Annotated in this window: 18 protein-coding genes; 11 read left to right on the top strand and 7 right to left on the bottom strand. The window is 57.7% G+C overall.

Going from position 1 to position 25,753, the window contains the following annotated elements; translation table 11 throughout:
* Nucleotides 1–16 precede the first annotated feature (16 nt).
* The gene (locus ACVWZG_RS03475) at nt 17–163 is read right to left on the bottom strand and encodes a hypothetical protein (RefSeq protein WP_187147246.1); all 147 of its coding nucleotides are present in this window, start codon (nt 161–163) and stop codon (nt 17–19) included.
* 281 nt (nt 164–444) lie between these two features.
* Nucleotides 445–930, bottom strand: a complete 486-nt coding sequence (locus ACVWZG_RS03470; RefSeq protein WP_011431703.1) for an ureidoglycolate lyase — start codon at nt 928–930, stop codon at nt 445–447.
* A 215-nt stretch (nt 931–1,145) separates the two neighbouring features.
* Between ACVWZG_RS03470 and ACVWZG_RS03465 the strand changes: the two genes are divergently transcribed.
* From ACVWZG_RS03465 to ACVWZG_RS03455, 3 genes are all read left to right on the top strand, one after another.
* Nucleotides 1,146–1,937, top strand: coding sequence for a hypothetical protein (locus ACVWZG_RS03465; protein WP_457405035.1), 792 nt, complete (start codon nt 1,146–1,148; stop codon nt 1,935–1,937).
* A gap of 225 nt (nt 1,938–2,162) precedes the next feature.
* Nucleotides 2,163–2,804, top strand: coding sequence for an ABC transporter permease (locus tag ACVWZG_RS03460; protein ID WP_457405037.1), 642 nt, complete (start codon nt 2,163–2,165; stop codon nt 2,802–2,804).
* 18 nt (nt 2,805–2,822) lie between these two features.
* Entirely contained in the window at nt 2,823–5,837 is a 3,015-nt protein-coding gene (locus ACVWZG_RS03455; RefSeq protein WP_457405039.1) for an ATP-binding protein, read from the top strand.
* A gap of 3 nt (nt 5,838–5,840) precedes the next feature.
* Here ACVWZG_RS03455 and ACVWZG_RS03450 read toward each other — a convergent pair whose 3' ends face one another.
* Genes ACVWZG_RS03450 through ureC form a run of 3 tightly spaced genes read right to left on the bottom strand, consistent with a single transcriptional unit; the run spans nt 5,841 to nt 10,021 of the window.
* On the bottom strand, nt 5,841–7,100 hold the full coding sequence (locus tag ACVWZG_RS03450) for an ABC transporter substrate-binding protein (protein WP_457405041.1): 1,260 nt from the start codon (nt 7,098–7,100) through the stop codon (nt 5,841–5,843).
* A 45-nt stretch (nt 7,101–7,145) separates the two neighbouring features.
* A complete protein-coding gene (locus ACVWZG_RS03445; protein ID WP_457405042.1) occupies nt 7,146–8,252 on the bottom strand; it encodes an ABC transporter ATP-binding protein in 1,107 nt (368 codons plus the stop codon).
* 50 nt (nt 8,253–8,302) lie between these two features.
* Nucleotides 8,303–10,021: an urease subunit alpha gene (gene ureC / locus ACVWZG_RS03440; protein ID WP_457405045.1), complete on the bottom strand. Its 1,719-nt coding sequence runs from the start codon at nt 10,019–10,021 to the stop codon at nt 8,303–8,305.
* 327 nt (nt 10,022–10,348) lie between these two features.
* Between ureC and psaA the strand changes: the two genes are divergently transcribed.
* From psaA to ACVWZG_RS03420, 4 genes are all read left to right on the top strand, one after another.
* Nucleotides 10,349–12,616: a photosystem I core protein PsaA gene (gene psaA / locus ACVWZG_RS03435; RefSeq protein ID WP_414418192.1), complete on the top strand. Its 2,268-nt coding sequence runs from the start codon at nt 10,349–10,351 to the stop codon at nt 12,614–12,616.
* A gap of 21 nt (nt 12,617–12,637) precedes the next feature.
* Nucleotides 12,638–14,872 (top strand): photosystem I core protein PsaB, encoded by a 2,235-nt coding sequence (psaB, locus tag ACVWZG_RS03430; RefSeq protein WP_414332634.1) that lies wholly within the window; start codon nt 12,638–12,640, stop codon nt 14,870–14,872.
* Between the two features lie 107 nt (nt 14,873–14,979).
* A complete protein-coding gene (locus ACVWZG_RS03425) occupies nt 14,980–15,561 on the top strand; it encodes a Uma2 family endonuclease (protein ID WP_457405047.1) in 582 nt (193 codons plus the stop codon).
* Between the two features lie 81 nt (nt 15,562–15,642).
* Entirely contained in the window at nt 15,643–17,199 is a 1,557-nt protein-coding gene (locus ACVWZG_RS03420; protein WP_099812798.1) for a phytoene desaturase family protein, read from the top strand.
* Nucleotides 17,200–17,258: 59 nt separating this feature from the next.
* Here ACVWZG_RS03420 and ACVWZG_RS03415 read toward each other — a convergent pair whose 3' ends face one another.
* A complete protein-coding gene (locus ACVWZG_RS03415; protein ID WP_457405049.1) occupies nt 17,259–18,746 on the bottom strand; it encodes a hypothetical protein in 1,488 nt (495 codons plus the stop codon).
* Between the two features lie 1,155 nt (nt 18,747–19,901).
* Here ACVWZG_RS03415 and ACVWZG_RS03410 point away from each other — a divergent pair.
* Complete coding sequence (locus ACVWZG_RS03410; RefSeq protein WP_457405051.1) at nt 19,902–20,306, top strand: DUF7933 domain-containing protein; 405 nt, start codon at nt 19,902–19,904, stop codon at nt 20,304–20,306.
* Between the two features lie 66 nt (nt 20,307–20,372).
* Complete coding sequence (locus ACVWZG_RS03405) at nt 20,373–21,746, top strand: hypothetical protein (protein ID WP_457405054.1); 1,374 nt, start codon at nt 20,373–20,375, stop codon at nt 21,744–21,746.
* A gap of 315 nt (nt 21,747–22,061) precedes the next feature.
* Here ACVWZG_RS03405 and ACVWZG_RS03400 read toward each other — a convergent pair whose 3' ends face one another.
* Nucleotides 22,062–23,456 carry a phosphoglucomutase/phosphomannomutase family protein gene (locus tag ACVWZG_RS03400; protein ID WP_457405057.1) on the bottom strand — a complete coding sequence of 465 codons (1,395 nt, stop codon included), beginning with the start codon at nt 23,454–23,456 and terminating at the stop codon, nt 22,062–22,064.
* Nucleotides 23,457–23,725: 269 nt separating this feature from the next.
* Between ACVWZG_RS03400 and ACVWZG_RS03395 the strand changes: the two genes are divergently transcribed.
* Both ACVWZG_RS03395 and phnD read left to right on the top strand, forming a co-directional pair.
* Nucleotides 23,726–24,460: a hypothetical protein gene (locus tag ACVWZG_RS03395; protein WP_457405059.1), complete on the top strand. Its 735-nt coding sequence runs from the start codon at nt 23,726–23,728 to the stop codon at nt 24,458–24,460.
* A gap of 170 nt (nt 24,461–24,630) precedes the next feature.
* On the top strand, nt 24,631–25,635 hold the full coding sequence (gene phnD / locus ACVWZG_RS03390) for a phosphate/phosphite/phosphonate ABC transporter substrate-binding protein (RefSeq protein ID WP_457403980.1): 1,005 nt from the start codon (nt 24,631–24,633) through the stop codon (nt 25,633–25,635).
* Nucleotides 25,636–25,753: the final 118 nt, after the last annotated feature.

Genomic DNA, 25,753 nt, shown 5'->3' with positions numbered 1-25,753 from the left:
GCAAAAACCAGCCGAATTATGAGCCGGTGGGGGTGGGGGTGATGCTGGGGGGGCTGACGGTGCTGCTGCTGCTCTCGCCACAAGCAGGCAACAAGCCCAGACAGGCAAACAGGGCTAAGGCCGCCAAAAGCTGGTGGGTCACTTTGGGTTGCAACGTAGCCATGACAACAAACCTCCCAAATGCTGTTGGGTTTGACCCTGTTCTATCACCTGGCCGAGTGGGCCACAGCGTCAAAACTCATGCCGACAAGGGTATAACTTAAGCCCAAGTCAAGGAACGCTCACCCAAGTCGGCTACATCCACTAGGACTGGGATCCAAGCCCACTTTTTCTCTCCACCCATAGTGGAGTACGGATCCCCACAACTCTTCTTGCGCTCAAGCGAAAGATTGCTGTAGTCAATGCTGCCTTTTGCCCGATTGATAAGGGATCCCCAAAAGCTTGTCAGGGGGTGATCTGGAACTCCAGGTTGTAGGTTTGGAGTAAGTTTATGGTTTCGTGATCGGTGATGTTGGTGTCGGCCAGCTCCAAGTTGTAGAAATCGATGAACTCTTCGTGGTCAAAATAGGGGCCGGCATGCCAGGTACCCATCTCCAGCTTGATAAAGCGATCCCCAGGCACCCGAAAGGCTTGAATCTGATCCACGTGCAGCTCATCGGCAGGCGGTGCAACACCAATAAACCACTCCTTGCCATTCAGGGATCCCAGGCACTGGGTGCAGCGGATGTGGTGGGTGATCTGAGTAAACTTGAGGCCGCGGCGAGGCAAGCGCATGATGTAAAAGCGGGGCTGCCCTTGATTCAAGAACAACTGAGCATCTTGACTGTCGAAGGGTTTGTGATCGGGAGTGGGGCAAATGACCTGTCCGTAGGGGGCAAAGTTTTCCGGTTCAGCGAGATGGGCCTTCAGTTGGCGCAATTGGCTGGTCACCCTGCTCTTCTCCTTTGCGTTTGACGAGCTGTCTTGTGTCTCACTGTTGCCCTACAACGTGAGCACGAGGGCATGAAGACGCAAACAGCCCAGCGAACCCCATTCTATCGAGACTTGGCCAGGCAGCTTCCCTTCTGGGAAGGGATCCCTGAGCAAGCCCAAGCTGCTCAAGGTCGCAAGTACAATGGGAAAACTTCCCAGCCTCAGCAGAGCAAATGGCGATGCAGCGGGACTTACAAGAGCTGATCATCTCCCCAGCTCAAGTTGAAAGCCTCTCTCAAGTGCCGGTGGCTTGGTTGTATCGGCCTCGGCCCGTTCGTCGCTTTAAGGATCGCCTGCGCCAGTTCTCCGCTTTCTGGGATCTCCTACGCTTGCTGGTGACGCTGGACTTGTTCTTGCGTTTCTTGACCTTCTGGACAGGGGGATCCCTACTTACCCTGGTGGGGCGGATTTGGATCCCTGGCCTACAGGCCACTTGGGGCACTTGGCCGGTGGAATGGGGGATCCTGGCGGCTATTGCCGCCCTGGGCCAAGCCTATTGGATTTTCCGCAGCCGTCGCATGCCGCTGCTGCTGAATTTGCTGGAGGAGGTGGATCGCTACAACCGAATCATCCAGGCCATCCATGTCAATGATCAGTTGGTGGAAGCGGGCAACCCCGAGGTGAAGCTGGCCCAGAGGGCTGAGGTGATCGAAGCGCTGAAGCTGACCCGGGCCGATCTCATTCGCGCCTTGAAAACCGAACGGATCTTGCGGCAAAACGAAGACTTGATCGAGCAGCAGAGCGAGTTCTTTGGAGATAACTTGGCAGCGTTGACGGCCCTACAGGTGAGCGAGCAGGCCAGCGAACAGGGGCGAATCCTGGAGGCTGCTTTACAGATTGCTTTGCAGGTGCGCTCCCAAATCCGCCGCTTACAAGAGCGAGAGGCTAACCACCCCCCAAACAGGGATCCAGACAAGATTGAGAAAGATCAGCAGGATAGAGATGGCAACTCAGATGGGCAGTGAAACAGATGGTTATTTTTGTCGGCAGGCGGCGCTGTGGGTTCTAATCCTTGGGAGAAAGTTGAGGTTGATTGCACCGCGTTAGCAGGTCGGAGACCGAAATTGGAGTGACCCCATCTCCCTGATTGGTGCTAAATCCCCGCTCTGCACTATTCCGCACTGTCAAGATCGCCTGCCGGCGCTACACTGGGGCTGGTCTTGGATCCCTCGGTCATCTGCGCACCTTTGATGAGCCTTTTGGCCCGCTCCCTCAACTACGCCCAGAGCCACAGCGACACGCTGTTTCAAGCTTTCGTCCAACACCTGCAACTGGTGGCGGTGCCTTTGGGAATGGGGCTGCTGTTGGGTTTGCCGCTGGGTTTTTTCAGCTCCCGCTCCCAGATGCTTTCTCTGGTGGTGATCAATGCGTTCAGCAGCCTGCGGGTGATTCCCAGCTTAGCCATTTTGTTTTTGGCTATCCCCTATTTCGGCCTCAGCTTCCGTTCGGCAGTTGTGGCTCTAACCCTTCTGGCTCTGCCCCCCATTCTGATCAGCACGGATGTGGCCTTCCGCAGTCTTGAGCCGGCCCTGCGGGAAGCTGCCCTGAGCATGGGCATGACTCCTGCCCAGGTACTGCGGCACGTGGAGATCCCTTTGGCCTTGCCGGTGATCTTGGCCGGTGTTAAAACGGCTACCATTGAGGTGATTGCCAGTGCTACTCTGGCAGCGTTTATCGGCGCAGGAGGGCTGGGTACTTTCATTACCCTAGGGTTTGCTCTCTATGACAACGCCATCTTGCTGGTGGGGGCGGTTCCAGTGGCCCTTCTGGCTATTGCGGCCGAGATCGGCCTTGGCACTCTGCAGCGGGCTTTGGAACCTCCCCAAGCCTGAGGTTCTGTGAGGGATCCCATGCCGTCTTCCTCTAGTTCTTCTGAAGTGCGATCCCGGTGGCCTTTCCGCTCCATTCCTTTGCGGGTGGCGTTGCTGCTGCCCCTAGTGCTCTCAGTAGCAGGGGGAGTGGGGGGAGTGGCCTATCTCTCCTGGCAGGGCGGGCGACACCTGGCGCTGCGCTTGACGGAGCAACTGAGGCGGGAAGTTACCGACCGCACCGAAGAGCATCTTGCCAGATATTTGCAAATTCCCCTTCAGATCAATGCCCTCAATCAAGGGGCAGTGAGGGGGGGGCTGCTGCCCGATTTGACAACCCCCAGCCCAGCCGATCTAGAGGTGCTGGAAGCTCACTTTGCCCGCCAGTTGCAGCCATTTCCTGAGCTCAGCTATGTCGGCTTTGTCTCGGCTCAAGGGGGGTTTGTGATCGCCCGCCGCCACGCCGACGGATCAATTTGGACTTACCATACACTCGGCCTGTTGCCGGGATCCGCCCAGGGCCGCCAACGGGATCCGGAAACAGGGGATCCCACAGGGTTCACTCGCCGGTTGGGCTTTGTGGATCTGAGGCAGTTGTCCTGGTTTCACCAGCTCCTGCAGTCGGAAGGGATCCGCGACACTTGGGTGGTAACCCGATTTTTTGCGGAGCTTCCTGCCCAGGATCCAGAGCGGCTGATCGTGACGTCCCTGTCTCTGACCGACTCGGAGGGGCGGGTTTACGGCAGCTTAGTGGCTTCCCTCTCCGTCCGGCAGCTTCAAGCCTTTCTGGAACAGATGGAAGGCCGTTCTCCCATGGGGGCGATCTTTCTGCTGGACGAGGAAGGACAGGTGGTGGCCAGTACGGCGGGGCCTGCTCCCCATCCGCTGCTGGTGGCTGTGCAAGAGCAGGTGGGCTCCTGGGAGACGGCCTCTTCTCAGAATTCGCTGCGCCTCAAGGTCGGAGGGATCCCTTACTGGGTGGAGGTGGAGTCCGTCCAGAGTGAAGGGAGGCTAGGTTTTTATTTCGTGTACGGGATCCCAGAGGCAACCCTTCTGGCCAAAGTCCATCGGAGCGCCCAACAGGCTGCGCTGTTGGGGGGTGGGCTATTGCTGAGCATGCTGGGGACAGGGATCCTCCTCGGCGAAGCTCTCTCCCGTCCCCTGCGCCGCCTCACCCAAGTAGCCGAGCAATTTATCCAAAGCGGTTTCCAGCCCTGGCCTCCTTTGGATCCCGGCCCCATCCAGGAGGTGCAGACCCTGGCCAAAGCCTGGCAGCAGGCGGCAGCAGCCCAGCAGGCCCTGCTGGATCGTCTGTGGCAGCAGCAGCAAGAATACCGCGCCGTGGTGGAGCAGCAGACAGAGCTCATTTGCCGCTTTCGGCCCAATGGGCACATCACCTACGTCAACTCTGCTTTATTGCGTTTCTTCGATCATCGGGTAGAAGAAGTGGTGGGCCGAGCTTTGTGGGATCTGCTGCTGGAAGAAGAGCGGGAGGTGGTGCTGCAGGCTTTTGCCGCTCTCACGCCTGAGAGTCCTTTTTATAGCAGCGAGCGGGAGTACCCCGGCAAAGACGGCCAGTCCCGCTGGGTGAGCTGGGTGGATCGGGGCATTTTCGACAGCCAGGGCCAGTTGGTGGAGATCCTCTCGGTGGGGCGGGAGATCACCGAGCAAAAACGGGCAGAACAGCAGTTGCAGGCCCTCAACCGCGAGCTGGAAGCCCAGGTGGAGCTGCGCACGGCCAAGCTGCAGCAGGCTTTTCGCTTTGAGGCGATGCTGCGCGCCCTCAGCGGCCAGATGGTGGCCAGCCTGAATGAGGGGGAAATTCTGGAAGAAGTGGTCAAAAGCCTGGCCGAGGCACTCAACCTAAGCGGCTGCCATATCCTCTTGCTCTCAGACGATGGATCAACCTGGATCCCTGGCTACTGCTACTCCCCCTCTCTCTCTTCTGACGTGGCTCAAGATGGCGGGGCGGATCCCTTGCATGGGCCAGACTACGCCAGTGACCCGGAGTTCCTGCGCCTGCCGCAGTCCTATTCTTCCTCGCAGCAGAAATGGGAAATCCACTGCTGTTGTCGCACAGGGAAAGAGGGACGCTGGGTGCGGCTGCTGGCCTACACCCTTTGGGACAAAGAGAAGCGGCTGGGAGCTTTGCTGTTGGAGCGGCTGCCGGAGCAAGAGTTTTCCGAAGACGAGATTCAACTGGCCTATCAGGTGGCCAACCTATGTGCCCTGGCCATTCGCCAAGCCCGTCTGTACCAAGCAGCCCAAGCGCAGGTGAAGGAATTGGAGCGGCTGAATCTGCTGAAGGATGATTTCCTCAGCACCGTCTCCCACGAGCTGCGCACCCCCATGACCAATGTGCGCATGGCCTTGCAAATGCTGCAAATGACCCGCGATAACCCCGAGAAACAGCAGCACTATTTCAGCGTTGCCCTGAAAGAATGCAACCGGCAAATCGAGCTCATTAACGACCTGCTGGATATGCGACGGCTGGAAGCCGGGACGTATCTGCTGCAACCAGAGAATATTTTTCTGCCGCGGTATTTACAAGATTTGCTGGCCGGGGCTCAGCCTTTGGCCCAAGCCAAACATCAACACCTGCAACTGCACCTGGAGGCAGGGATCCCCTCGCTTTGGGCCGACCCCACCTGCTTGGGGCGCATTCTGCGCGAGCTGCTGCACAACGCCATCAAGTACACGGCCCCCGAGGGATCCATCCACCTGCGGGTTGTCTCAGAAGGAGAGGGGATCCTCTTCGTCTGCAGCAACAGCAGCGAGATCCCAGAGCCAGAGCTGCCCCGCATCTTTGAAAAGTTTTACCGGATCCCGCAATCGGATCGCTGGAAGCACGGCGGCACCGGCCTGGGGCTGGCTTTGGTGAAGCAACTGGTGGAGCACATGGGGGGGAATATCTCCGTCAACAGCTCGGATGGATGGACCCACTTCCAAGTTTGGTTGCCCCAAGGTGAGGATCCTGCTCCGCCATTGCCCGGCCCACCCCCAATGTCAGAAGACCTCCCCTTTTGGAAAGAGGCTGGGGGTGAGGGGCATACCTGACCCCTATCCCGGCAAGACTTGTTGCTGCCAGAGGGCCTCCAGTTGCACCGTGTATTCGGAGTTCACGATGGGCACTGCCCCAGCAATGGCCTCTTGAATGGGGATCCCGGCAGCAGCCTCCAGCTGGGCAAAAGCTGTTTGGTAGTCGGCAGACAACCGGCTGACATCAATGAGCGGCAGATCCCCCCAGACCTCCGGCTTGAACTTTTCCAGCTGCCCCTCCGGGCTGGCCAAGACCTCTGCCAGGACCATCGCCCCCCAAGGATTGGCCGCATTGATGGGAATGGCTGTAAACGAGGGATCGATCAAGCTGGTGCCCGGGATCCCATAGGGGGTGGTGCTGGGGGGAAATTGGCCGTTGCCCTTGCGTAAGATCACCTGATCGATAAAGGTGGGGATGAGCCACACTTCGCCGTTGGCAAAAAGCTCCGCCAGGCGGGCAAAGGTGGGCGGGTAGGTTTGGCCCTGTCTCCACAGGAAGGGATCCAGCTTTCTCAGGTATTCCACCAGGGCAGGGGATTGTCGCGCCCAGAGATCGGCATCGAAGTCCGGCCCGCTGTACTGAGCATAGCCCCCGGTCACACCATAGAAGGCGCTCAACAAAAAGCGGCTGCCATGAAAATCCGGCGGGGCCACGTAGGTAAATCGCCCTGGATTGGCCTCTGCCCAAGCCAACAGTTCGGCGTAGCTCTGGGGGGGATTGGGTACCCGTTCGGCATCATAGGCCATCAAAAAGTAGTTGCCGGTGTAGGGCGCAGAATAGCCCTCGGTGGGCAGGCCAAAATCCGTTTCAATATCGGCGGGATCGTAGAAGGGCAAGCTGGGCAATTTCTCAGCAAAAGGGCCGAAGAGCAAATTCCCCTGCTTGAGGGTGCGGAAGTTGTTGCCATTGATCCAGATGAGATCGATGCTGCCGCCGCTGCGCAGCCCGGCCTGTACCTCCCCAATCACCTTGTTGACTGCTTCAACGGTATCCGTGAGCGGGATCCGGTTCAAGCGAATGCCATAACGCTCCTGCAACTGGCTTCTCACCCAGCCATCCACAAACCCATTGATGGCCTCACTGCCGCTCCACATGGCCCAGTTGACAGAGCTGCCCCGCGCCCGCTCCAGAATGTCTGCCCAGCTCAGGGATCCCAGATCCACCATGTTCTGGGAGGTGTTCTGGGCAAACGGAGAGCCTTGACTCAACGCCCAAGCTCCCAGAGATCCCAGGCCGGCCAATACCTGCCGCCGCTTCCAGAAAACGCTTTTGGGTTGCATAGCCTTGCCTCCACCCCCATCCAACTTTCAGGTTCCAGATTCAACTTAAACTCTCCCCTCTTCCTTGGGGAAAGGGGCTGGGGGTGAGGGATCCCCGCCAATCTCCACAGGCCACAGAGCCTCTGTCGGCAAGTGGATCCACACCGTCTGCCCCGGCGCAAACACTTGGTGGGGAGCCACCCAAGCCTGCAGACTGCCCCAAGGGGCTTGCAAGGTCAGCCGTCGCTGGGTGCCCGCAAAGCGTTCCGCCATCACTTGAGCGGAGAAAACATTGTCGGCCAAGCCGGGCGGATGGGGAAACACCTGCACCTGTTCCGGGCGCACCGTCAGCCGCACCTGACCTTGGAGTGGCGCGGCGCTTTTCAAGAGGATCCCGTTGTTGAGGCAAAGCTGGTGACCCTCCGCCTGCGCATCGAAAAAATTGACCCCGCCAAAAAAGCGGGCAATGCGCTCGGAGCGCGGCTGCTGATAGAACTCCACAGGGGATCCCACCTGGTGTAGCTGCCCCTCAAACATCAGGCCGATGCGTTGGGCCATGGCTGTGGCTTCTGCTTGATCGTGGGTAACCAGCACCGTCGTCACCCCTGTTTCCGCCTGCAGCTCCAGGATGAGAGCCTGCATCTCTTGGCGCAGGTTGGCATCCAGGGCCGATAAAGGTTCATCCAACAGCAGCACCTTGGGCCGAATCACCAAAGCCCGCGCCAGGGCCACCCGCTGCGCTTGTCCGCCAGAAAGCTGGCTAGGCCGACGCTGAGCAAAGCCGGGCAATTGTACCCGCTCCAGCATGCGCAAGGCGGCAGCCTCCCGCTCTGTCCGGGGAATGCCCCGCATTTTCAGGCCAAAAGCAACATTCTCCCCCACGCTCAGGTGGGGAAACAGGCGGCTGTGTTGGGACAGCAAAGTCACGCCGCGCCGTTCCGGCGGCAGAGGGTTGAGGGGGATCCCGTCCAGCCAGATTTCCCCCGGATAGGGCAAGGGATCCGGTTCCAGCAGGCCGGCGATGAGATTGAGGGTGGTGGACTTGCCGCAGCCCGACGGCCCCAGCAGGGCGAAGATCTCCCCTGCCTCCACGCTCAAAGACAAATCCCTGAGGACAGGGATCCCTCGCTTGTGGAAGCGCTTGCTGAGGTGGCGGAGAACAAGGTGGCCCATGCTTGGGTTACCGATCAAACGCTCAATAGAGCTCTCAAACTCTCCCAAAATTAGAACAGAAAGTACCGTTGTGCCATGGGCAGCACCTCTGCCGGCTCGCAGGTGAGCAATTCTCCATCGGCCCGCACTTCATAGGTCTCCGGGTTCACCTCAATGCGGGGAGTGGCGGTATTGAGTTTCAAATCCGCTTTGCCGATCTCGCGGCAATTTTTCACCGCTACGGCCCGGCGCTGAATCCCCAATTTCTCCGGGATCCCCAGGTCTAGGGCAGCCTGGGAGACAAAGAGCAGGCTGGTCTCGGTCAGGGCGCGGCCAAAGCTGCCGAACATGGGGCGGGGGTACACCGGCTGCGGGGTCGGAATGGAAGCATTGGGATCCCCCATTTGGGCGTAGGCAATCAGGCCCCCCTTCAGGACGATTTCCGGCTTAACCCCGAAAAAGGCTGGCTTCCACAGACACAGATCCGCCAGTTTTCCCACCTCCACCGACCCGATGACGTGGCTGAGTCCTTGGGCGATGGCGGGGCAGATGGTGTACTTGGCTACGTAACGCTTGGCCCGGAAGTTGTCGTTGCGGCTGCTGTCCTGCGGCAGAGGCCCCCGCTGCACCTTCATCTTGTGAGCCGTCTGCCAAGTGCGGATGATTACCTCCCCCACCCGGCCCATGGCCTGGGAGTCGGAAGAGATGATGCTGAACACCCCCATGTCATGCAAGATGTCTTCGGCGGCAATGGTTTGGGGGCGAATGCGGCTTTCGGCAAAAGCAATATCCTCCGGCACATTCTTGCTCAGGTGGTGACACACCATCAGCATGTCCAGATGCTCTTCGATGGTGTTGCGGGTAAAGGGGCGGGTGGGATTGGTGGAGCTGGGCAGCACGTTGGGCTCGGAGGCAATGCGGATGATGTCGGGGGCATGCCCACCCCCGGCCCCCTCGGTGTGAAAGGTGTGAATGGTGCGGCCATTGATGGCGGCGATGGTATCTTCCACAAAAGCCGATTCATTTAAAGTATCGGTGTGGATGAGGGTTTGGACGTCGTACTCATCCGAGACTTGCAAACAGCTGTCGATCACCGCCGGCGTGGATCCCCAATCTTCATGGATCTTGAGGCCGCAGGCCCCTGCCTCCACCTGTTCCCGCAAAGCTGCGGGAAAAGCCGCGTTTCCCTTGCCAAAGAAGCCCAAATTGACGGGGAACCCCTCCGCCGCCTGCAACATCTTGCCCAAGTTCCAAGCTCCAGGGGTGCAGGTGGTGGCGTTGCTGCCTGTGGCCGGCCCAGTTCCGCCCCCCAAAAGGGTGGTCACTCCCGAGGCGATGGCAAACTCGCACAGCTGCGGACAGATGAAATGCACATGGGCATCGATCCCGCCCGCTGTCAGGATCAGGTTTTCCCCGGCGATCACCTCGGTGCTGGGGCCCACCACCATGCCCGGCGTCACGCCTGATTGGATATTCGGGTTGCCGGCCTTGCCGATGCCGACAATGTAGCCCTCCCGGATGCCCACATCTGCCTTGACGATGCCCCACCAGTCCAGGATCAGGGCGTTGGTGATCACCAGATCCAAGGCCCCGTTGGCGCGGGTGGCCGTCGGCGATTGCCCCATGCCATCGCGGATGGTTTTGCCGCCCCCAAACTTAATCTCCTCGCCGTAGGTGGTGAAATCCTCCTCCACCTCGATGATCAGTTCGGTATCCGCCAGGCGCACCCGATCCCCTACGGTGGGGCCGTAGTTGCTGACGTATTGGCGACGGGGAATCTCTAGGGTCATAGGGTGGTATCTGCAAAAGGGCTGCCAGGGTTTTACCACACATCCCCACCCAGGGGATCCCTTGCTGCTTGTTGTCTGGTTTCAACCCTTCATTAGAACCCATTGGGTCGACTGAAAATTCGTTACATATATTTACATCTATGATCGAAAAAACAATTGCCAATCGACTCCAGCCTCGATGGGACAAGGGATCCCTCGTTTAATTATTGTGAAGCAACTGAGGGCTCACAAACCCTGACCTATAATGCCAGGTAAGTCCTGCCCTGGGGGAATCTTCTGCCAAGGGGTAGGGATGCTTCGTTCCTTGTCGCAAGAGAGGAGTTCTTGATGACAACTACGCCAAAGGAGCGAGAGCCGAAGGTCAAGGTGTCGGTTGATGTGGATCCGGTTCCCACCTCATTTGAGAAATGGGCCAAGCCGGGGCACTTCGACCGCAGCCTATCCCGTGGCCCCAAGACCACGACCTGGATCTGGAACCTCCATGCTCTTGCTCATGACTTCGACAGTCACACCAGCGACTTAGAAGACGTCTCTCGTAAGATCTTTTCCGCTCACTTCGGCCACTTGGCAGTGGTTTTCGTCTGGCTGAGCGGCATGTACTACCACGGAGCTCAGTTCTCCAACTATTCTGCTTGGCTGGCGGATCCGATCAACGTCAAGCCCAGCGCCCAAGTGGTCTGGCCCATCTTCGGCCAAGAGATCCTGAATGGGGATGTGGGCGGCGGCTTCGAAGGGATCCGCATTACTTCTGGTCTATTTCACCTCTGGCGAGCTGCCGGCATCACCAATGAGTTTCAACTCCTCTGCACCGCTATTGGTGGCTTGGTGATGGCCGGGCTGTGCCTGTTTGCCGGCTGGTTCCACTACCACAAGCGGGCTCCCAAGCTGGAGTGGTTCCAAAATGTGGAATCGATGCTCAACCACCACCTGGCGGGCCTGCTGGGGCTGGGTTCTTTGGCCTGGGCCGGTCACCAAATCCACGTGGCCATTCCCATCAACAAGATGTTGGATGCGGGCGTGCCGGCGGATCAGGTGCCTTTGCCCCACGAGTTCATCCTCAACCCGGCCCTGATGAAGGAGATGTTCCCCAGCGTGGATTGGGGCATCTTCAGCGGGGTGGTGCCCTTCTTTACCTTGGATTGGGGCAAGTACGCGGAGTTCCTCACCTTCAAGGGTGGCCTGGATCCGCAGAACGGTGCCCTCTGGCTGACCGACCAAGCCCACCACCACTTGGCCATTGCCGTGCTCTTCATCGTGGCCGGGCACATGTACCGCACCAACTGGGGCATCGGCCACTCCATTAAAGAGATCCTGGAAGCCCACAAAGGCCCCTTCACCGGCGAAGGCCACAAGGGCCTGTACGAAGTGCTTACCACCTCCTGGCATGCCCAACTGGCCATCAACTTGGCCATGGTGGGATCCCTGAGCATCATCGTGGCCCAGCACATGTACGCCATGAACCCCTACCCCTACATGGGCATCGACTACGCCACCCAGATCTCCCTGTTTACCCACCACATGTGGATAGGCGGCTTCTTCGTGGTGGGGGGTGCTGCCCACGGGGCCATTTACATGGTGCGGGACTACGACCCGGCGGTGAACCGCAACAACGTGTTGGATCGGGTATTGCGCCACCGGGATGCCATCATCAGCCACCTCAACTGGGTGTGTCTGTTCTTGGGCTTCCACGCCTTTGGCTTCTACGTCCACAACGACACGATGCAAGCCCTGGGCCGTCCGCAGGACATGTTCTCGGACACCGGCATCCAACTGCAGCCCATCTTTGCCCAGTGGATCCAGTCGCTGCACACTTCGGCCATTGCCAGCACCGCTCCCTATGTGGGCGCTTCGGTTAGCCCCATCTTTGGCGGCGACGTGGTAGCTGTGGGCGGCAAGGTGTCCATGATGCCCATGGTGCTGGGCACGGCGGACTTCATGGTGCACCACATCCACGCCATGACCATCCACATTACGGTGCTGATCCTGCTCAAGGGGGTGTTGTTTGCCCGCTCTTCCCGGTTGATCCCGGACAAAGGCAAATTGGGCTTCCGCTTCCCCTGCGATGGCCCAGGCCGCGGCGGCACCTGCCAGGTCTCCGGCTGGGATCACGTGTTCCTGGGGCTGTTCTGGATGTACAACTGCATCTCCATCGTGATCTTCCACTTCAGCTGGAAGATGCAGAGCGACATCTGGGGCACCGTCAACGCCGATGGCACGATTGAGCACATCACCGGCGGCAACTTTGCCACCAGCGCCATTAACATCAACGGCTGGTTGCGGGACTTCCTGTGGGCGCAATCGGTGCAGGTGATCAACTCCTACGGCTCGGCGCTGTCGGCTTATGGGCTGCTCTTCTTGGGCGCTCACTTCGTCTGGGCCTTCAGCCTGATGTTCCTGTTCAGCGGTCGCGGCTACTGGCAGGAGCTGATTGAGTCCATCGTTTGGGCCCACAACAAGCTAAAAGTCGCTCCGGCCATTCAACCCCGCGCTCTGAGCATCATTCAGGGTCGGGCGGTCGGTGTGGCCCACTACCTGTTGGGAGGGATCGTCACCACCTGGGCGTTCTTCCTGGCACGGTTCGGCGCACTCGGCTAAGGCAAGGAGGAAGAGAGAATCATGACAACTGCAACTCGTTTTCCCCAATTCAGCCAAGACCTGGCCAGCGATCCCACCACGCGTCGGCTGTGGTATGGCATTGCCACCGCCCACGACTTCGAGACCCACGATGGCATGACGGAGGAGCGGCTTTACCAAAAGCTGTTCGCCACCCACTTTGGCCATCTGGCAATCATCTTCCTGTGGGCCTCCGGCAACGTCTTCCACATCGCCTGGCAAGGCAACTATGAGCAATGGGTAGCCAACCCCACGGGTGTCACCCCCATCGCCCACGCCATCTGGGATCCCCACTTTGGCAAGGCAGCGGTGGAAGCCTTTACCCAACCGGGGGGCGGCGGCCCCGTCAACGCGGCCTACTCTGGCCTGTACTACTGGTTCAACACCATTGGCCTGCGCACCAACGGCGATCTCTACACCGGCGCGATTGGCCTGCTGTTGTTGGCGGCAGTGTTTCTGTTTGCCGGCTGGCTGCACCTGCAGCCCCGCTTCCGGCCTAGCCTGAGCTGGTTCAAGAACGCTGAAGCCCGTCTCAACCACCACCTGGCCGGCTTGTTTGGGGTCAGTTCCCTGGCTTGGACTGGTCACCTGGTACACGTCGCCATCCCCGAGTCCCGCGGGCAGCACGTAGGCTGGGACAACTTCCTTACCACTCTGCCCCACCCGGCAGGTCTGAAGCCCTTCTTTACCCTCAACTGGGGGGTGTATGCCCAGAACCCGGACACGGCCAACCATGTCTGGGGCACGGCAGAAGGGGCGGGCACGGCCATCCTCACTTTCTTGGGTGGCTTTAACCCCAACACCCAGTCCCTGTGGCTGACGGACATGGCCCACCACCACCTGGCCATCGCGGTGATCTTCATCGTGGCCGGCCACATGTACCGCACCAACTGGGGCATTGGCCATAGCATCCGGGAGATCCTCGGCGCCCACAACCCCCCCAAGGGCACTCCCTTCGGAGGCCTGCTGGGAGAAGGCCACAAAGGTCTCTATGACACGGTCAACAACTCCCTGCACTTCCAGTTGGCTCTGGCCTTGGCCTGTCTGGGGGTGGTGACCTCGCTGGTGGCGCAGCACATGTACGCCCTTAACCCCTACGTGTTCATGTCCATGGATCACACCACGGAGGCGGCTCTCTACACCCATCACCAGTACATTGCTGGCTTCTTGATGGTGGGGGCGTTTGCCCACGGGGCCATCTTCCTGGTGCGGGACTACGATCCTGAGGCCAACAAGAACAACGTGCTGGCGCGGGTGCTGGATCACAAAGAAGCGATCATCTCCCACCTCAGCTGGGTATCGCTGTTCCTGGGCTTCCACACCCTGGGGCTGTACGTCCACAACGACGTCATGCAGGCCTTCGGCACGCCGGAGAAGCAGATCCTGATCGAGCCGGTGTTTGCTCAGTTCATCCAGGCCTCTCACGGCAAGATGATCTACGGCATGGATGTGTTGTTGTCCAACCCCGACAGCCTTGCTTCTACCGCTTGGCCCAACTACGGCAACGTGTGGCTGCCGGGCTGGCTGCAGGCCATCAACGATCCCAATGGATCCCTGTTCCTGCCCATTGGCCCGGGTGACTTCCTGGTGCACCACGCCATTGCGCTGGGCCTGCACACCACCACCTTGATCCTGGTGAAAGGTGCGTTGGATGCCCGCGGCTCTAAGCTGATGCCGGATAAAAAAGACTTCGGCTACAGCTTCCCCTGCGACGGCCCGGGTCGGGGCGGCACCTGCGACATCTCCGCCTGGGATGCCTTCTACCTGGCCATGTTCTGGATGCTGAACACCATCGGCTGGGTTACCTTCTACTGGCACTGGAAACAGCTTGGGGTTTGGAGCGGCAACACTGCCCAGTTCAACGAGAACTCCACCTACCTGATGGGCTGGCTGCGGGATTACCTCTGGGCCAACTCCGCCCAGTTGATCAACGGCTACAACCCCTACGGGATGAATAACCTGGCGGTTTGGGCCTGGATGTTCCTGTTCGGCCACCTGGTGTGGGCAACTGGGTTCATGTTCCTGATCTCCTGGCGCGGCTACTGGCAAGAGCTGATCGAGACCTTGGTGTGGGCGCATGAGCGCACTCCCTTGGCCAAGCTGATCCGCTGGAAAGACAAGCCGGTGGCCATGTCGATTGTCCAAGGTCGTCTGGTGGGTCTGGCTCACTTCACGGTGGGTTACGTGTTGACCTACGCGGCCTTTGTTATCGCCTCGACAGCCTCTCAGTCGGGGTAGCAAGCCCATAACCTGCTGAATAGGGATCCCTCGGCTGGTCCAGGGATCCCTTTTTTGTGAGTTGGTAGAGTGGTGATATGAAGTTTAGGGTCTGATGAGTTTGGTCGATGACTCTAGCCGCCCGATTGGATCCCTATATCAGGCGATATACCTTTGAGGAGTTTCATCGACTGATTGAGTCTGGACAGATTGAAGAGCCCAATCAGTTGGAGCTGATTGACGGGCTCCTGGTTCAAAAGATGACGAAAGGGGAGAGGCACGCCGCCTACTGTAGCCGCCTGTACCGACTGTTGGTGGGCCTTGTGCAGGAGCAAGCTATTGTGCGCACCCAGGATCCGGTGCAACTGCCCCCCAATCACGAGCCAGAGCCCGACTTTGCCATTGTGCGCTTTCAGCAGGATGAGTACCGCTCTCGGCATCCTCAGCCCGAAGACATCTATCTCATCATCGAAGTGGCTGATTCTTCCCTTACCTATGATCGGGAAGTCAAACTCGGACTCTACGCCAAAGCCGGGATCCCCAACTACTGGATCTTGAACTTGCAAGAGAACTGCCTAGAGACGTACAGCTTGCCAATAGAGTCGGGAGTTTACCAAAAAAGAGAGGCTTACACCCCCGAGGAGAAAGTTGGGATCCCTGGGATCCTGGCTGGAGAGTTGAGTCTGGATCAGGTTTTTTCCATCGGTTAAGGCAGGGATCCCTTGCCGGCAGATCGAATCTTGGCTGGCAGGAGTATTTTGGGTGGGGAAGCATTTGCAAAAGGATTGTTGATGAGCTACGACGCGGTGGTGATTGGGGCCGGCCACAACGGGCTGGTGAGCGCTTGCTATTTGGCCAAAGCGGGGCAAAAAGTGCTGGTGCTGGAGCGCTATCACACCGTTGGTGGTGCTGCCATTACGGAAGAAATTCACCCGGGCTTTCGCGTGTCGGTGGCTTCCTATTCCTGTAGTTTGCTGCGCCCGGAGATCATTCGCGATTTGCGCCTGCCGGACTATGGCTTTGAGGTCTACGCCAAGCAACCTTCCTACTTCATGCCTTTCCCGGATGGGCAGCACCTCTTTCTGTATGCCGATAACCGTGCCAAGAGCAAGGCGGAAATTGCCAAGTTTTCTCGCAAAGATGCGGAAGCCTACGACCGCTGGGAGGAGTTTTGGGATCGGGTGAACGAGGTGGTGGAGCCAACCTTAATGCAGCCGCCGATTTCACTGGGCCAACTGGCGGATCGCTTTGCAGCTGCTGGCTATGAAGACGATTTCCGCCGCATCATGCTCCTCTCGACCACTGATCTTTTGGATGAATTCTTCGAGTCGGAGCAAGTCAAGGCGGCGATGGCTCCCCAATCTTTGATTGGCACCTCAGCCGGGCCGATGACTCCGGGTACGCCCTACATTTGGCTAGTCCATGCGGTAGGTCGGGCCATTGGCTCGCGTGGGGTCTGGGGCTATGTGCGCGGTGGGATGGGATCCATTACCCAAGCGATGGCCAAGGCAGCTCTGGACTTAGGGGTGGAGATCCGCACGTCTGCTCCAGTGGCGGAGATCTTGATGGAGAGTGGGCAGGCCGCTGGGGTTATCCTCGAATCGGGGGAAACCGTGCGGGCGCGGGCGGTTCTCTCCAATGCCCATCCCCAAATCACCTTTTTGCGACTCTGCTCCTCTTTGCCCCCAGACTTGCGTGACCGGCTAGAACGGCACTACCGCACCTCAGGCCCGGTGTACAAGCTCAACTTGGCCCTGGAGGAACTGCCCCGCTACACGGCGGCCCCTGCTGAAGTGCCCCCAGAAGTGGTCAGTTCCGCCACGGTAGACATTGCCCCCTCGGTGGCCTATCTGGAGCGGGCTTGGGATGACTGCAAGTACGGGATCCCTTCCCGGGATCCGTTTATCGAGATCTACAGCCAATCCCCCACCGACCCGACAATGGCTCCCCCAGGCAAGCACATCCTCTCCTGTTTCTGTCAGTTTGTGCCTTACCAACCCAAAGGGCGAGACTGGAACGATGGCCTGCGGGAAGAATTTGCCGATCGGGTAATCGACAAAATCGCCCAATTTGCCCCCAACATTAAAAATGCCGTGATTGCGCGGCAGATGTTGTCGCCCGTGGATCTGGAGGCCCGCTTCGGCCTTGTGGGGGGCAGCATTTTTCACGGGGAAATGACGCCGGATCAAAGCTACAACCTGCGGCCCATCTCCGGCCTGGCCGACTATCGATCCCCCATCCCCGGCCTTTACCTCTGCGGCTCAGGGGCGCACCCAGGAGGCGGAGTGACCGGGATCCCTGGCCACAACTGCGCACAGGTGGTGCTCAGCGATCTACCCAAGCTCTGACCGACGAAAAGGCCAAGCCAGAGCGGATCCCTGCTCTGGGATCAAACGGGTTGCCTGGGTTACAGCCGCACCTGCGTGCCCTCAAAGAATCCACGAATAATGAGAATAACTCCCCCTGCATCAGGATTACCCGTATTTCCGTCGCCAATTGGTGAGTTCGGGCCTATAACTTGGTTGTCAGTGGGGAACTCTTGCTCAATAAAGAATTGCCCAGAGATATTCGAGCCAGAGGTGGTTGGATCGAAAACCAAATTCAAGTTGCCTCGCAGCAGAGAACCGCCAATATCTGCCCTATTAAACGGCCCGGCCAGTTGTGCCCCAGCTAAGGTGCGGAAGACAAAATCTCCCGTGGTGGGGACAATGCCCTGAAGGATAACAGGACTGAGATTAGTTCCCTCCACAGGGGATCCAGGCAACGTACCTGTGGAGCGCTCGGTGCGCAAGGAGAAGAAGTAGTCAAACGCGGTAGGGGCACCGGGACGCTCAGGGACGGGCAACTGCGGGATCGGGGTGGGGAAAGGTCGCGGCGGCGGGCTAACCTGGACGAAGTTGAGGACTGTGCTGACATTGGCCGGGTCAAACTCTGCCTGCACCCGACCGTTCAACAGGCGCCGGATGCGCACCAACTGATTGGGCAAGATATTGGGCCGCGTCGGATCCGGGGCAAACAACACCGACTGGGTGCCCACCTGGGCAGGGCGATAGACAATCTCCGCCTGGTTGGGCCGGAAGTTCAGGCGGGCAAAGAGAGCCAAGGCATCCTCAGGAGTGCCATCGCCCGCAACCCCCCGCTGCCGCACCACAAAGCTCGCGGAGAAACTGCCTGTTTGGAGAATAGCGACTACAGGACCTTGGGGTGGAGGAGGGTTGACAAAGGAGCCAGGCGCCAAAATCTCACCACCGGGGCCAGGGCCACCGTTTTCAAACAATACACCCACAGTGGGGACAATCAGGGAAGAATCTCCCTCCAGGACGACTTGATTACCATTTCTACTCACCAAAATGCGGCGCACGGTGAGAGTCAAGACAGTACCTTCACTGGCGGCTCTAAAGGTTGTGTTCACTCGAATGCGCTGATCATTGGGGTTTGTCGAAATTGCAACCAGCCCGGCGATACTAAATTGCGTAGATAGTCTGCCGTCGTTGGGTCCAAAGGCAGTGATATTCACCAGCGGTGTGGTTCGCCCAATTTGGATGGCCAGCGTGCTGGAGCGAAGGGTGGAGTCGATTGTCAGCTCACTGGCTGGGATCTCGTTCACGGGCAAGATGCGGGCTTCAACATTGGCGATGCGAGCTTCACCGCTTCCCTGCAAGGGGTTGGTACGCACAGGGATCCCATTGTCAAACCTCGGATTGACGTAGTCCAACCGGAGGCTGGTGGTCTCCAGCACCGAGCCGGGGGTAAAGCGGTACTCCTGCGCCGAGACAAACGCCGTGGGATCCACCTGGACGGGCCCAGGCAAGGTCGGGGACTCATTAACTTCTCCGCAGCCGCCTAGCAGCAAGACTCCACACAAAACCGCCAACGAGCGACCTTTGAAGTTCATACGGCACTTCCTCACACACCTTAAATCTGGGCAAATCCACACAAAATGGGGAGAAGGCACCCAACCCCTAACGCTACAGGTAAGCTGGCCGCCCCTGCTCGAGGCTATGATACCCCATATCTAGGGGATGGGCCATTTCCGGAAAAATTTCTTGGATTTGCTCTGCCGGTCGCTTGACAACGCCCTGGAATGCAGTAGAACTAACAGCAGTCATCCCCCTTTCAAACGGGATACCTCGTAATCTTGCTTGTCAATGTACAGGGGTAAATTCAGTGGATCCCGGCTGGACGCTGTCGGAAAGATTTGCTGTGGTGTGAGTGAGTGGAGACTTCCCCAATGAAACGACGTTCTGGCTCAGCCCTTGGCGGCGGTGGCCTTTCCCTTCTGGTAACTTGGGCTTCGCTGGCCCTGGTCACTGGTTGTAGCAGCGAGACTACTGGTGGGCTGCCGCCCCTCTTGACTGCCGACGGAGCTACACCCCCTCCGGTGGCGGTTGCCCCTACCATTTCACCCAACCTCACGCCCATCACCTTTCGCCCCGGGCCGGACTTTGCCCCCATCACCCCGCCGCCAGTTCAACCCGATCTGCCGGATCCGCCTCAATTTGGGCCAGGGGGCGGCTTCAACGTCGACCAGCCGTTTGCATCGCTCTCTTACAGGGTGGATTTAACCAACCTAATTGTTCGAGGAGGGATAGCAAGCGTAGACATCCAGGTTCTGAACATCACTTGTGGAACGGATGTTACCAGCGTAATCCGGCCTGAGGCCATAAGTCAGTTCAGAAACTTGCTAGTTGGGAGAGGCAACACATTTGCCGACGCTAACGGCTTCAACTTTAGCTACACGTTTCCAACGGATCCTAGGTTTTTCGATGACTTGAGGATTTTTTCAAAGGGAATTAGGAATATCGATGGCGAGGAGATACTGACAGGAGATGACATTGTTTTTGTCCTAACTATTAGAGATGCTTTTGGACAAGTTTTGCGGGTTGATGACTCAATTTTCAATCCAGGGGAAACTCGAAACGAGGTGCGCGGCTTTGCCATTCCACGCTGCGGCAATCTTCCTCCGCCGACGCCTAGTCCGACTCCAACGCCCCTGCCGCCTGTACCTACGCCTACCTCAGGCCCCACTCCTGTGCCAACGCCGGTTCCTGTGGGACCCTCGCCCCTGTTTGCTCGCTTCCTACTGCCCAATCCAGCGCCGGTCAATACACCTGTTACCCTCACCTTTGTAGTCGATAACCGAGTGGCTGGCGCTATTCCCTTGAGTGGTCTCAGCTTCCAGGCAGTCTTGCCAGAGGGGCTGGTCGTGGCCAATCCTCCCACACCTGCCGGCATTGCCAATCCAAATACCTGCGGGGGCACTTTGGGCGCAATACCGGGAACAAGGATCATCAACCTTTCGGGCGGAGTTCTGGCAGCAGGTGCTACTTGCGAGGTGAACGTCTCCATTCAAGCAACGGCTCCTGGGATCTACACATTGCCGCTGCTATTTGTGTCGAACAATCAGACTCTGCCCAGTGCAGCTCCTCCCATCAATCTGGTGGTTAATCCGTAACGGTGTTATTCGCTGCGAGTTCGGCCAACTCTGCAATGTCAACTTGGTGAGTGAAGGTGCGAGGAGATGAAGATCAAGAAGGATTGGTTGCACACTTTGGGCAGTATCTGGGCTGTTTTCTTCACCACAGCCAGTTTGATTGGCTGCCAACAGGCAAAGGAGGATAGGAGCGTAACCAGCCTTCTTCCTGGGCCAATAATCCCCCCTCAAACTCCTAGCGTGCCTACCGGAGGCACCGAGGTAGGCTTACCTCCCATAGCGCCAGGGATCCCTTTACCAACTCCTACCATTGCTATCCAACCTCCTCTCCCAGCCCCAACCATTCCTCCGATTCCCTCTCCTGCTCCTGTTCCCACCATTAAGGCGGAGATCCCTGTTCCTTTTACTCCTTTCCCTCCTCCTCCCCCCCCTCCGTTCCCTGTTGAGAAAGTTAGCGTTACGCCGGAAGAAGTTAAGTTTGACTCAGGGACAACTGTTGGCTCCATAGAAACTCTCACGCTTAAGCCTTCTGCTCCTCCGGCCAACGGCAGTTTGGTGTTGAAAGTGGAAAGCAGCAACCCGCAGGTGGTGGGCATTTCTACAACGGCTGCCTCTTTTGTAACCGTCGTCATTCCACCGGGATCCGAGGATAAGCCCACAGTTACATTAACCCGTTTGATCCCGGCCACTCAGGAAGGCAATGCCACCATAATAGTTACCCGCGACCCTGCCACAACAGCTGTCAATTACCCGGTGGGCAGTGTGAATGTTCTTGTGCCGGTTAAGGTATTGCAGAAAGCGCCGCCTACCATTACGGTTACCCCTTCGACGATAGAGTTTCTCGATAATGACATAGTTGGGGCTACCAAGGTTGTCGAGGTCAAACTCGATGCCCCTCCGATTGGTGGGCAGGTTGTTTTGGATGTCAGCGGAACTCCTAACCCCTTTGGGGCGGGCGCTCCGTTCACTGTTTCGACCTCTACTCTCCTCTTTAAGGAAGGTAGCAAAGGGCCTCAACAATTCGGAGTTATTCGACTAACGGACGGGGTATTCACTGGCTCCATCACTATTAAGCTTAACCCATCCTTAACTACTGCCAGCAACTTCCTGACCAGTGATATTAACTTTGTGATTCCTGTGAAATCAGCTGTAGGTTCTATCGAGCTTAAATATGGGGATTCAGTAGATTGCACCAACAACCTTGGTAAGCTAGTCATCGTAAATCCACAAATTACCACCCAAGGTAAAGTCCTTAACCCCCTAACTTTCAAGGCAGAGCCTGAACCTCCACCGCCAGCTGGCTTTTCGTTTGACAGGCCAACGGGGGCAATCAAGGTGCAGTGTCCAGCCACCAAAGACACTCCTCCCATTGGCTCTACTCTCTTGACATTGGTGACTGTTACGGACTCTTCTAGTCCTCCTATCTCGGCGCAGGCACGTGTGAACATTACAGTTAAGTAGACGATACATGCCTGGCTTGTATGAATGTCCAAGACCATCTTGGGTGAGACTGTTGAGCTACACCCAATCGGCTTTTCTTTTGCTGCACTGGTAACGGTTACTAACTCTTCGACTCCCCCAATTGCAGCTCAGAAGTTTGCAGCGGTCAAAGTCGAGTAGCAAATATCGCCTCTAAGAAATCTGTGCAAAGCTAGGAGGGGGTGATGGAACTGATCACATCAAATCCAAAGTCCCCAGCGTGTCTCCTCAGGGGCTGGGCGCGCTTAGTCCGTGCTTTTCGGATCAGTATCGTAGGGCTTGGTACTCGGATCTGAACTAAGCTGCCAATGTTGCTGCCCAATCCAGGAGGGCGTTCACTGCTTTTAGGTCTTTCGCCTCTGAGTACAACCTCAGCAGAGGCTCGGTGCCACTGCCGCGAATCATCACCCAACTGCCGTCGGCAAGGGTAAATTTGTGGCCGTCTTTGTCGAAATGCTTGATCACTTTCTGCCCCAAAATCTCAGCCGGGGGATCCATCTGTAGCCGTTTGAATAACTCAGTTTGTTGGTTTTGATCCGCGAGGTGGAGATCGCGGCGCAGGTAAACAGAGGTGAACCCTTCCCGTTCCTGCAAAGCTCGGTAAAGGGCGCTGAGATCTTGGCCGGTTTCCGCGACCGCTTCGATGAGATAGAGGGCCGAAAGCAGAGCATCCCGCTCGGGAATGTGGCCCAAGTAGCCGATGCCGCCCGATTCTTCCCCGCCCAACAGCACCTGGGTGCTCATCATGCGCTCGGCAATGTACTTGAAGCCCACCGGCATTTCCGTAACCGGCAGGCCATAGCGCTCGGCAACTTTAACAAACAGCTCAGAGCCGCTGATGGTTTTGACAATCTCGCCCCGTAAGCCGCGTCGCCCCGCCAAGTGGTCGATCAAGATGGGGATCAGGATCTGCGGGCTGAGGAAATGGCCCTGCCCATCCAGGGCGGCAATGCGGTCGGCATCCCCATCAAAGACCAGGCCCATTTTCAAGGGGGCCGGATCCGCCGCGATGATCTGAGCAGAAGCCTGCAGGTTTTGGGGCAAGGGCTCGGGGGGAAATCCCCCAAACAAGGGATCCCGATGCGCCTGCAACTCAATGACCTTCTCCCCCAAGAGGCGCTTGAGGCCCCCGGCGCCAGAGCCAAACATGACATCCACCCAAATCTTGGCCGGGGATCCCTTGAGCTTTTCCAGATCCACAAAGCGGCTGAGCTGAGCCAGGTAGCCGGGCCAGGGATCCCAGGTGTGGATGGGGGCCTTGTGGGATCCAAGAGGCTGGAGGCTTTGCAGCTCCTGCTCGATGGCGGCAGTGACTTCCGGTGGCACGGAGCCACCAAATCCTCCCTTGACCTTGAGGCCGGAATAGTGGGGGGGGTTGTGGCTGGCGGTGATCACCAAAGCGCCGTGGCAGACCCGTTCCTTGGCACCCCAGCTAAAGGCCGGCGTTGGGGCCACACAGGTGGAGAGGTAAACTGGGATCCCCAGGCGGGCCACCACCTCAGCAACGTGGGCGGCAAAGCGTTCCGAAAGAAAGCGGTTGTCGTAGCCGACCAGGATCCCTTCGCCGGGGTAGGTGCGGGCCAACACTTGGGCGCTGGCCTGGGCGGCAAGGGCCAAGTTTTGGAAAGTAAAGGCATCGGCAATCACGGCTCGCCAGCCGTCGGTGCCAAAGTGAATAGGGGGGGTGGGCATAGCTTGATGTATCGGATCCCGTCGCATCAACTCATAGCATGATGCCAAGGTCAATGGTTTCAAGGAGGACGAAAAAGCGGTTGATCTGCGGTTTCTCAGCCCACTCTCAGGCAAAATGGGCTGCATTCTCAGCTGGAGCGGGGGTAATAAGAGAGGAGTTCTCTTGCAGGGTTCATCAATCCAGCTCCCAGCCTGACGGCCCAAGGTATCTGCGAGGGAGTTCCTCCGCGTATTTACGTGGGTACAGTTCTGCAAGTTGTGGTGCCAAGATGTTCAGCCTACTCCTTCTGCTGACCTTGATTGGGGTGATCTTCTTCACCCGGCGGCTACAGCAACTCCTGCACAACATTCCGCAGCGCTACTGGCTCTCTCTGGGTGGAGGGATTTCTCTGGCCTATGTGTTCACGGCTTTTTTGGCGGAAGTGACGGAGCTGCAACAACACTTGATGCCCCTAGAAGTGCCTGTGTTGGGCTATTTGATTGAACACATTCATCTGCTCATGTTGCTGGGCATTGTTACGGTATATGGGTTGGAGGGGCTGGCCCAATCTTCCAAGCAAGAGGCATTGCTGCATCCAAGGATATTTTCCGTTCACATTGGTTTCTTTACGCTCTACAGCGTAATTCTGGGTTATTTGCTAAGACACACGGTGCAAGAATGGCTCAGTTGCCTGTTGCTGACCATCGCTTTGGCTATCCACCTCAGCATCGTCTGTAAAGATCTATTTGAGCATCATCCCCACCTATTTCAGCACCAAGGGCGTTGGCTGTTGATCGGATCCCTTTTTGTCGGTTGGCTGATGGGGCAAAGGGCCATTTTGCCGGAGATAGCCTTAGCCGCCAGCATTGCCTTTGTAGCGGGGGTTTTAATCTTTCAAGTGCTGAACACGAGCTACCCGAAACCGAAGGGCACTTTGGGGCATTTTTGGGGGGTGTTGTCGGTTTTGGTAGCTTGCTGGTGGCCGTTTCGGCCATTCGGGCCTGGGAGTGAGTTCTACGGGTAAACCCAGCGTATCAGTAGCAATCACTGGGATCCCTCTCTGAAATTCTGCGGATTTTGAGTGGAGATTACCTTTTCTTAATCTTCGCTTAACAAAAAGTTAACTCTAGCCTGCTATTTTCTATCTGTTCCTTGAAGAAACACTAAGCCCTCATTGAGGAGTCAATAGACACTATGATGAAAACTTTCTTGGCAGGCCGTCGCTCTTTGCTCGTGGGGCTAGTTGCCACCGTGGCCGGTGCTTCTGTAGCCCTGTCTGGACTGGTGCATGCCCAGGCCAAAGATTGCCCCCGTCCGCCGGAGATGGATGTGCGCTTCTGCGACCGCGATGGCGATTTGATTGCCGATGTGCCGGAAGATCCGAACGAGTGGATCAATCCGGATACCCTGATCTTTGCCTACACCCCCGTTGAGGATCCCTCAGTTTACAAGAACGTTTGGGCTGAGTTTCTCGATCACTTGGCAGAGGTAACCGGCAAGAAGGTGGAATACTTCCCAGTGCAGTCCAATGCTGCTCAGTTGGAAGCGATGCGGGCGGGCCGTTTGCATGTGACCGGCTTTAACACCGGCTCTGTCCCTTTGGCGGTGAATGCGGTGGGCTTCCGTCCTTTTGCTATGATGGCCAGCTTGGATGGCAGCTTCGGCTACGAAATGGAGATCATCGTTCCTGCCGATAGCGATATCCAATCCATCGAAGATCTGCGCGGTCGGCAATTGGCTTTCACTAGCGAAACCTCCAACTCTGGCTTTAAGGCTCCTTCGGCGCTGCTGAAAGGGGAATTTGGCATGGAGCCCGGGGTTGACTACCAAACTGTCTTCTCAGGCAACCACGAGAACTCTATCTTGGGTGTGTTTAACGGTGACTACGAGGCGGCGGCTATTGCCAACTCCGTGATGACCCGCATGGCCAAGCGGGGCACGATTGATCCCAGCAAAATTCGCACCATCTACAAATCTCAAACTTTCCCCACCACAGCCTATGGAGTTGTCTACAACCTCCACCCAGAAGTGGCGGAAAAAGTGAAAGAGGCTTTCTTCACCTTTAAGTGGGAAGGCACCAAGCTAGCGGAAGAGTTTGGCAAGAGTGGTGGGGAGCAGTTCATTACCATCACTTACAAAGAGTATTGGGAAGTGATCCGCACTATTGATAAAGCCAGCGGCGTGGAGTACAAGCTCTAAATCCTCTCCAGCAGATCTTTCACTTATGGGATCCCTTCTCGATCGGGGATCCCTTTTTGTTGTCCTGCAACAGTCAGGATCAAGCCGGACAGTATCATCGTTGCAGACCTATCCTGCA

The organism is Thermostichus sp. OS-CIW-33 (assembly GCF_054059615.1).
This window is presented reverse-complemented; position numbering and strand designations above follow the sequence as displayed.

Excerpts from the sequence above, each read along its gene's own strand:
- psaB (WP_414332634.1), top strand. The coding sequence starts at position 12,638 with ATGACAACTGCAACTCGTTTTCCCCAATTCAGCCAAGACCTGGCCAGC.
- ACVWZG_RS03460 (WP_457405037.1), top strand. The coding sequence starts at position 2,163 with ATGAGCCTTTTGGCCCGCTCCCTCAACTACGCCCAGAGCCACAGCGAC.
- ACVWZG_RS03400 (WP_457405057.1), bottom strand. The coding sequence starts at position 23,456 with ATGCCCACCCCCCCTATTCACTTTGGCACCGACGGCTGGCGAGCCGTG.
- phnD (WP_457403980.1), top strand. The coding sequence starts at position 24,631 with ATGATGAAAACTTTCTTGGCAGGCCGTCGCTCTTTGCTCGTGGGGCTA.
- ACVWZG_RS03455 (WP_457405039.1), top strand. The coding sequence starts at position 2,823 with ATGCCGTCTTCCTCTAGTTCTTCTGAAGTGCGATCCCGGTGGCCTTTC.
- ACVWZG_RS03420 (WP_099812798.1), top strand. The coding sequence starts at position 15,643 with ATGAGCTACGACGCGGTGGTGATTGGGGCCGGCCACAACGGGCTGGTG.
- ACVWZG_RS03475 (WP_187147246.1), bottom strand. The coding sequence starts at position 163 with ATGGCTACGTTGCAACCCAAAGTGACCCACCAGCTTTTGGCGGCCTTA.
- ACVWZG_RS03415 (WP_457405049.1), bottom strand. The coding sequence starts at position 18,746 with ATGAACTTCAAAGGTCGCTCGTTGGCGGTTTTGTGTGGAGTCTTGCTG.
- ACVWZG_RS03465 (WP_457405035.1), top strand. The coding sequence starts at position 1,146 with ATGGCGATGCAGCGGGACTTACAAGAGCTGATCATCTCCCCAGCTCAA.
- ACVWZG_RS03445 (WP_457405042.1), bottom strand. The coding sequence starts at position 8,252 with ATGGGCCACCTTGTTCTCCGCCACCTCAGCAAGCGCTTCCACAAGCGA.
- ACVWZG_RS03405 (WP_457405054.1), top strand. The coding sequence starts at position 20,373 with ATGAAGATCAAGAAGGATTGGTTGCACACTTTGGGCAGTATCTGGGCT.
- psaA (WP_414418192.1), top strand. The coding sequence starts at position 10,349 with ATGACAACTACGCCAAAGGAGCGAGAGCCGAAGGTCAAGGTGTCGGTT.
- ureC (WP_457405045.1), bottom strand. The coding sequence starts at position 10,021 with ATGACCCTAGAGATTCCCCGTCGCCAATACGTCAGCAACTACGGCCCC.
- ACVWZG_RS03450 (WP_457405041.1), bottom strand. The coding sequence starts at position 7,100 with ATGCAACCCAAAAGCGTTTTCTGGAAGCGGCGGCAGGTATTGGCCGGC.
- ACVWZG_RS03395 (WP_457405059.1), top strand. The coding sequence starts at position 23,726 with ATGTTCAGCCTACTCCTTCTGCTGACCTTGATTGGGGTGATCTTCTTC.
- ACVWZG_RS03425 (WP_457405047.1), top strand. The coding sequence starts at position 14,980 with ATGACTCTAGCCGCCCGATTGGATCCCTATATCAGGCGATATACCTTT.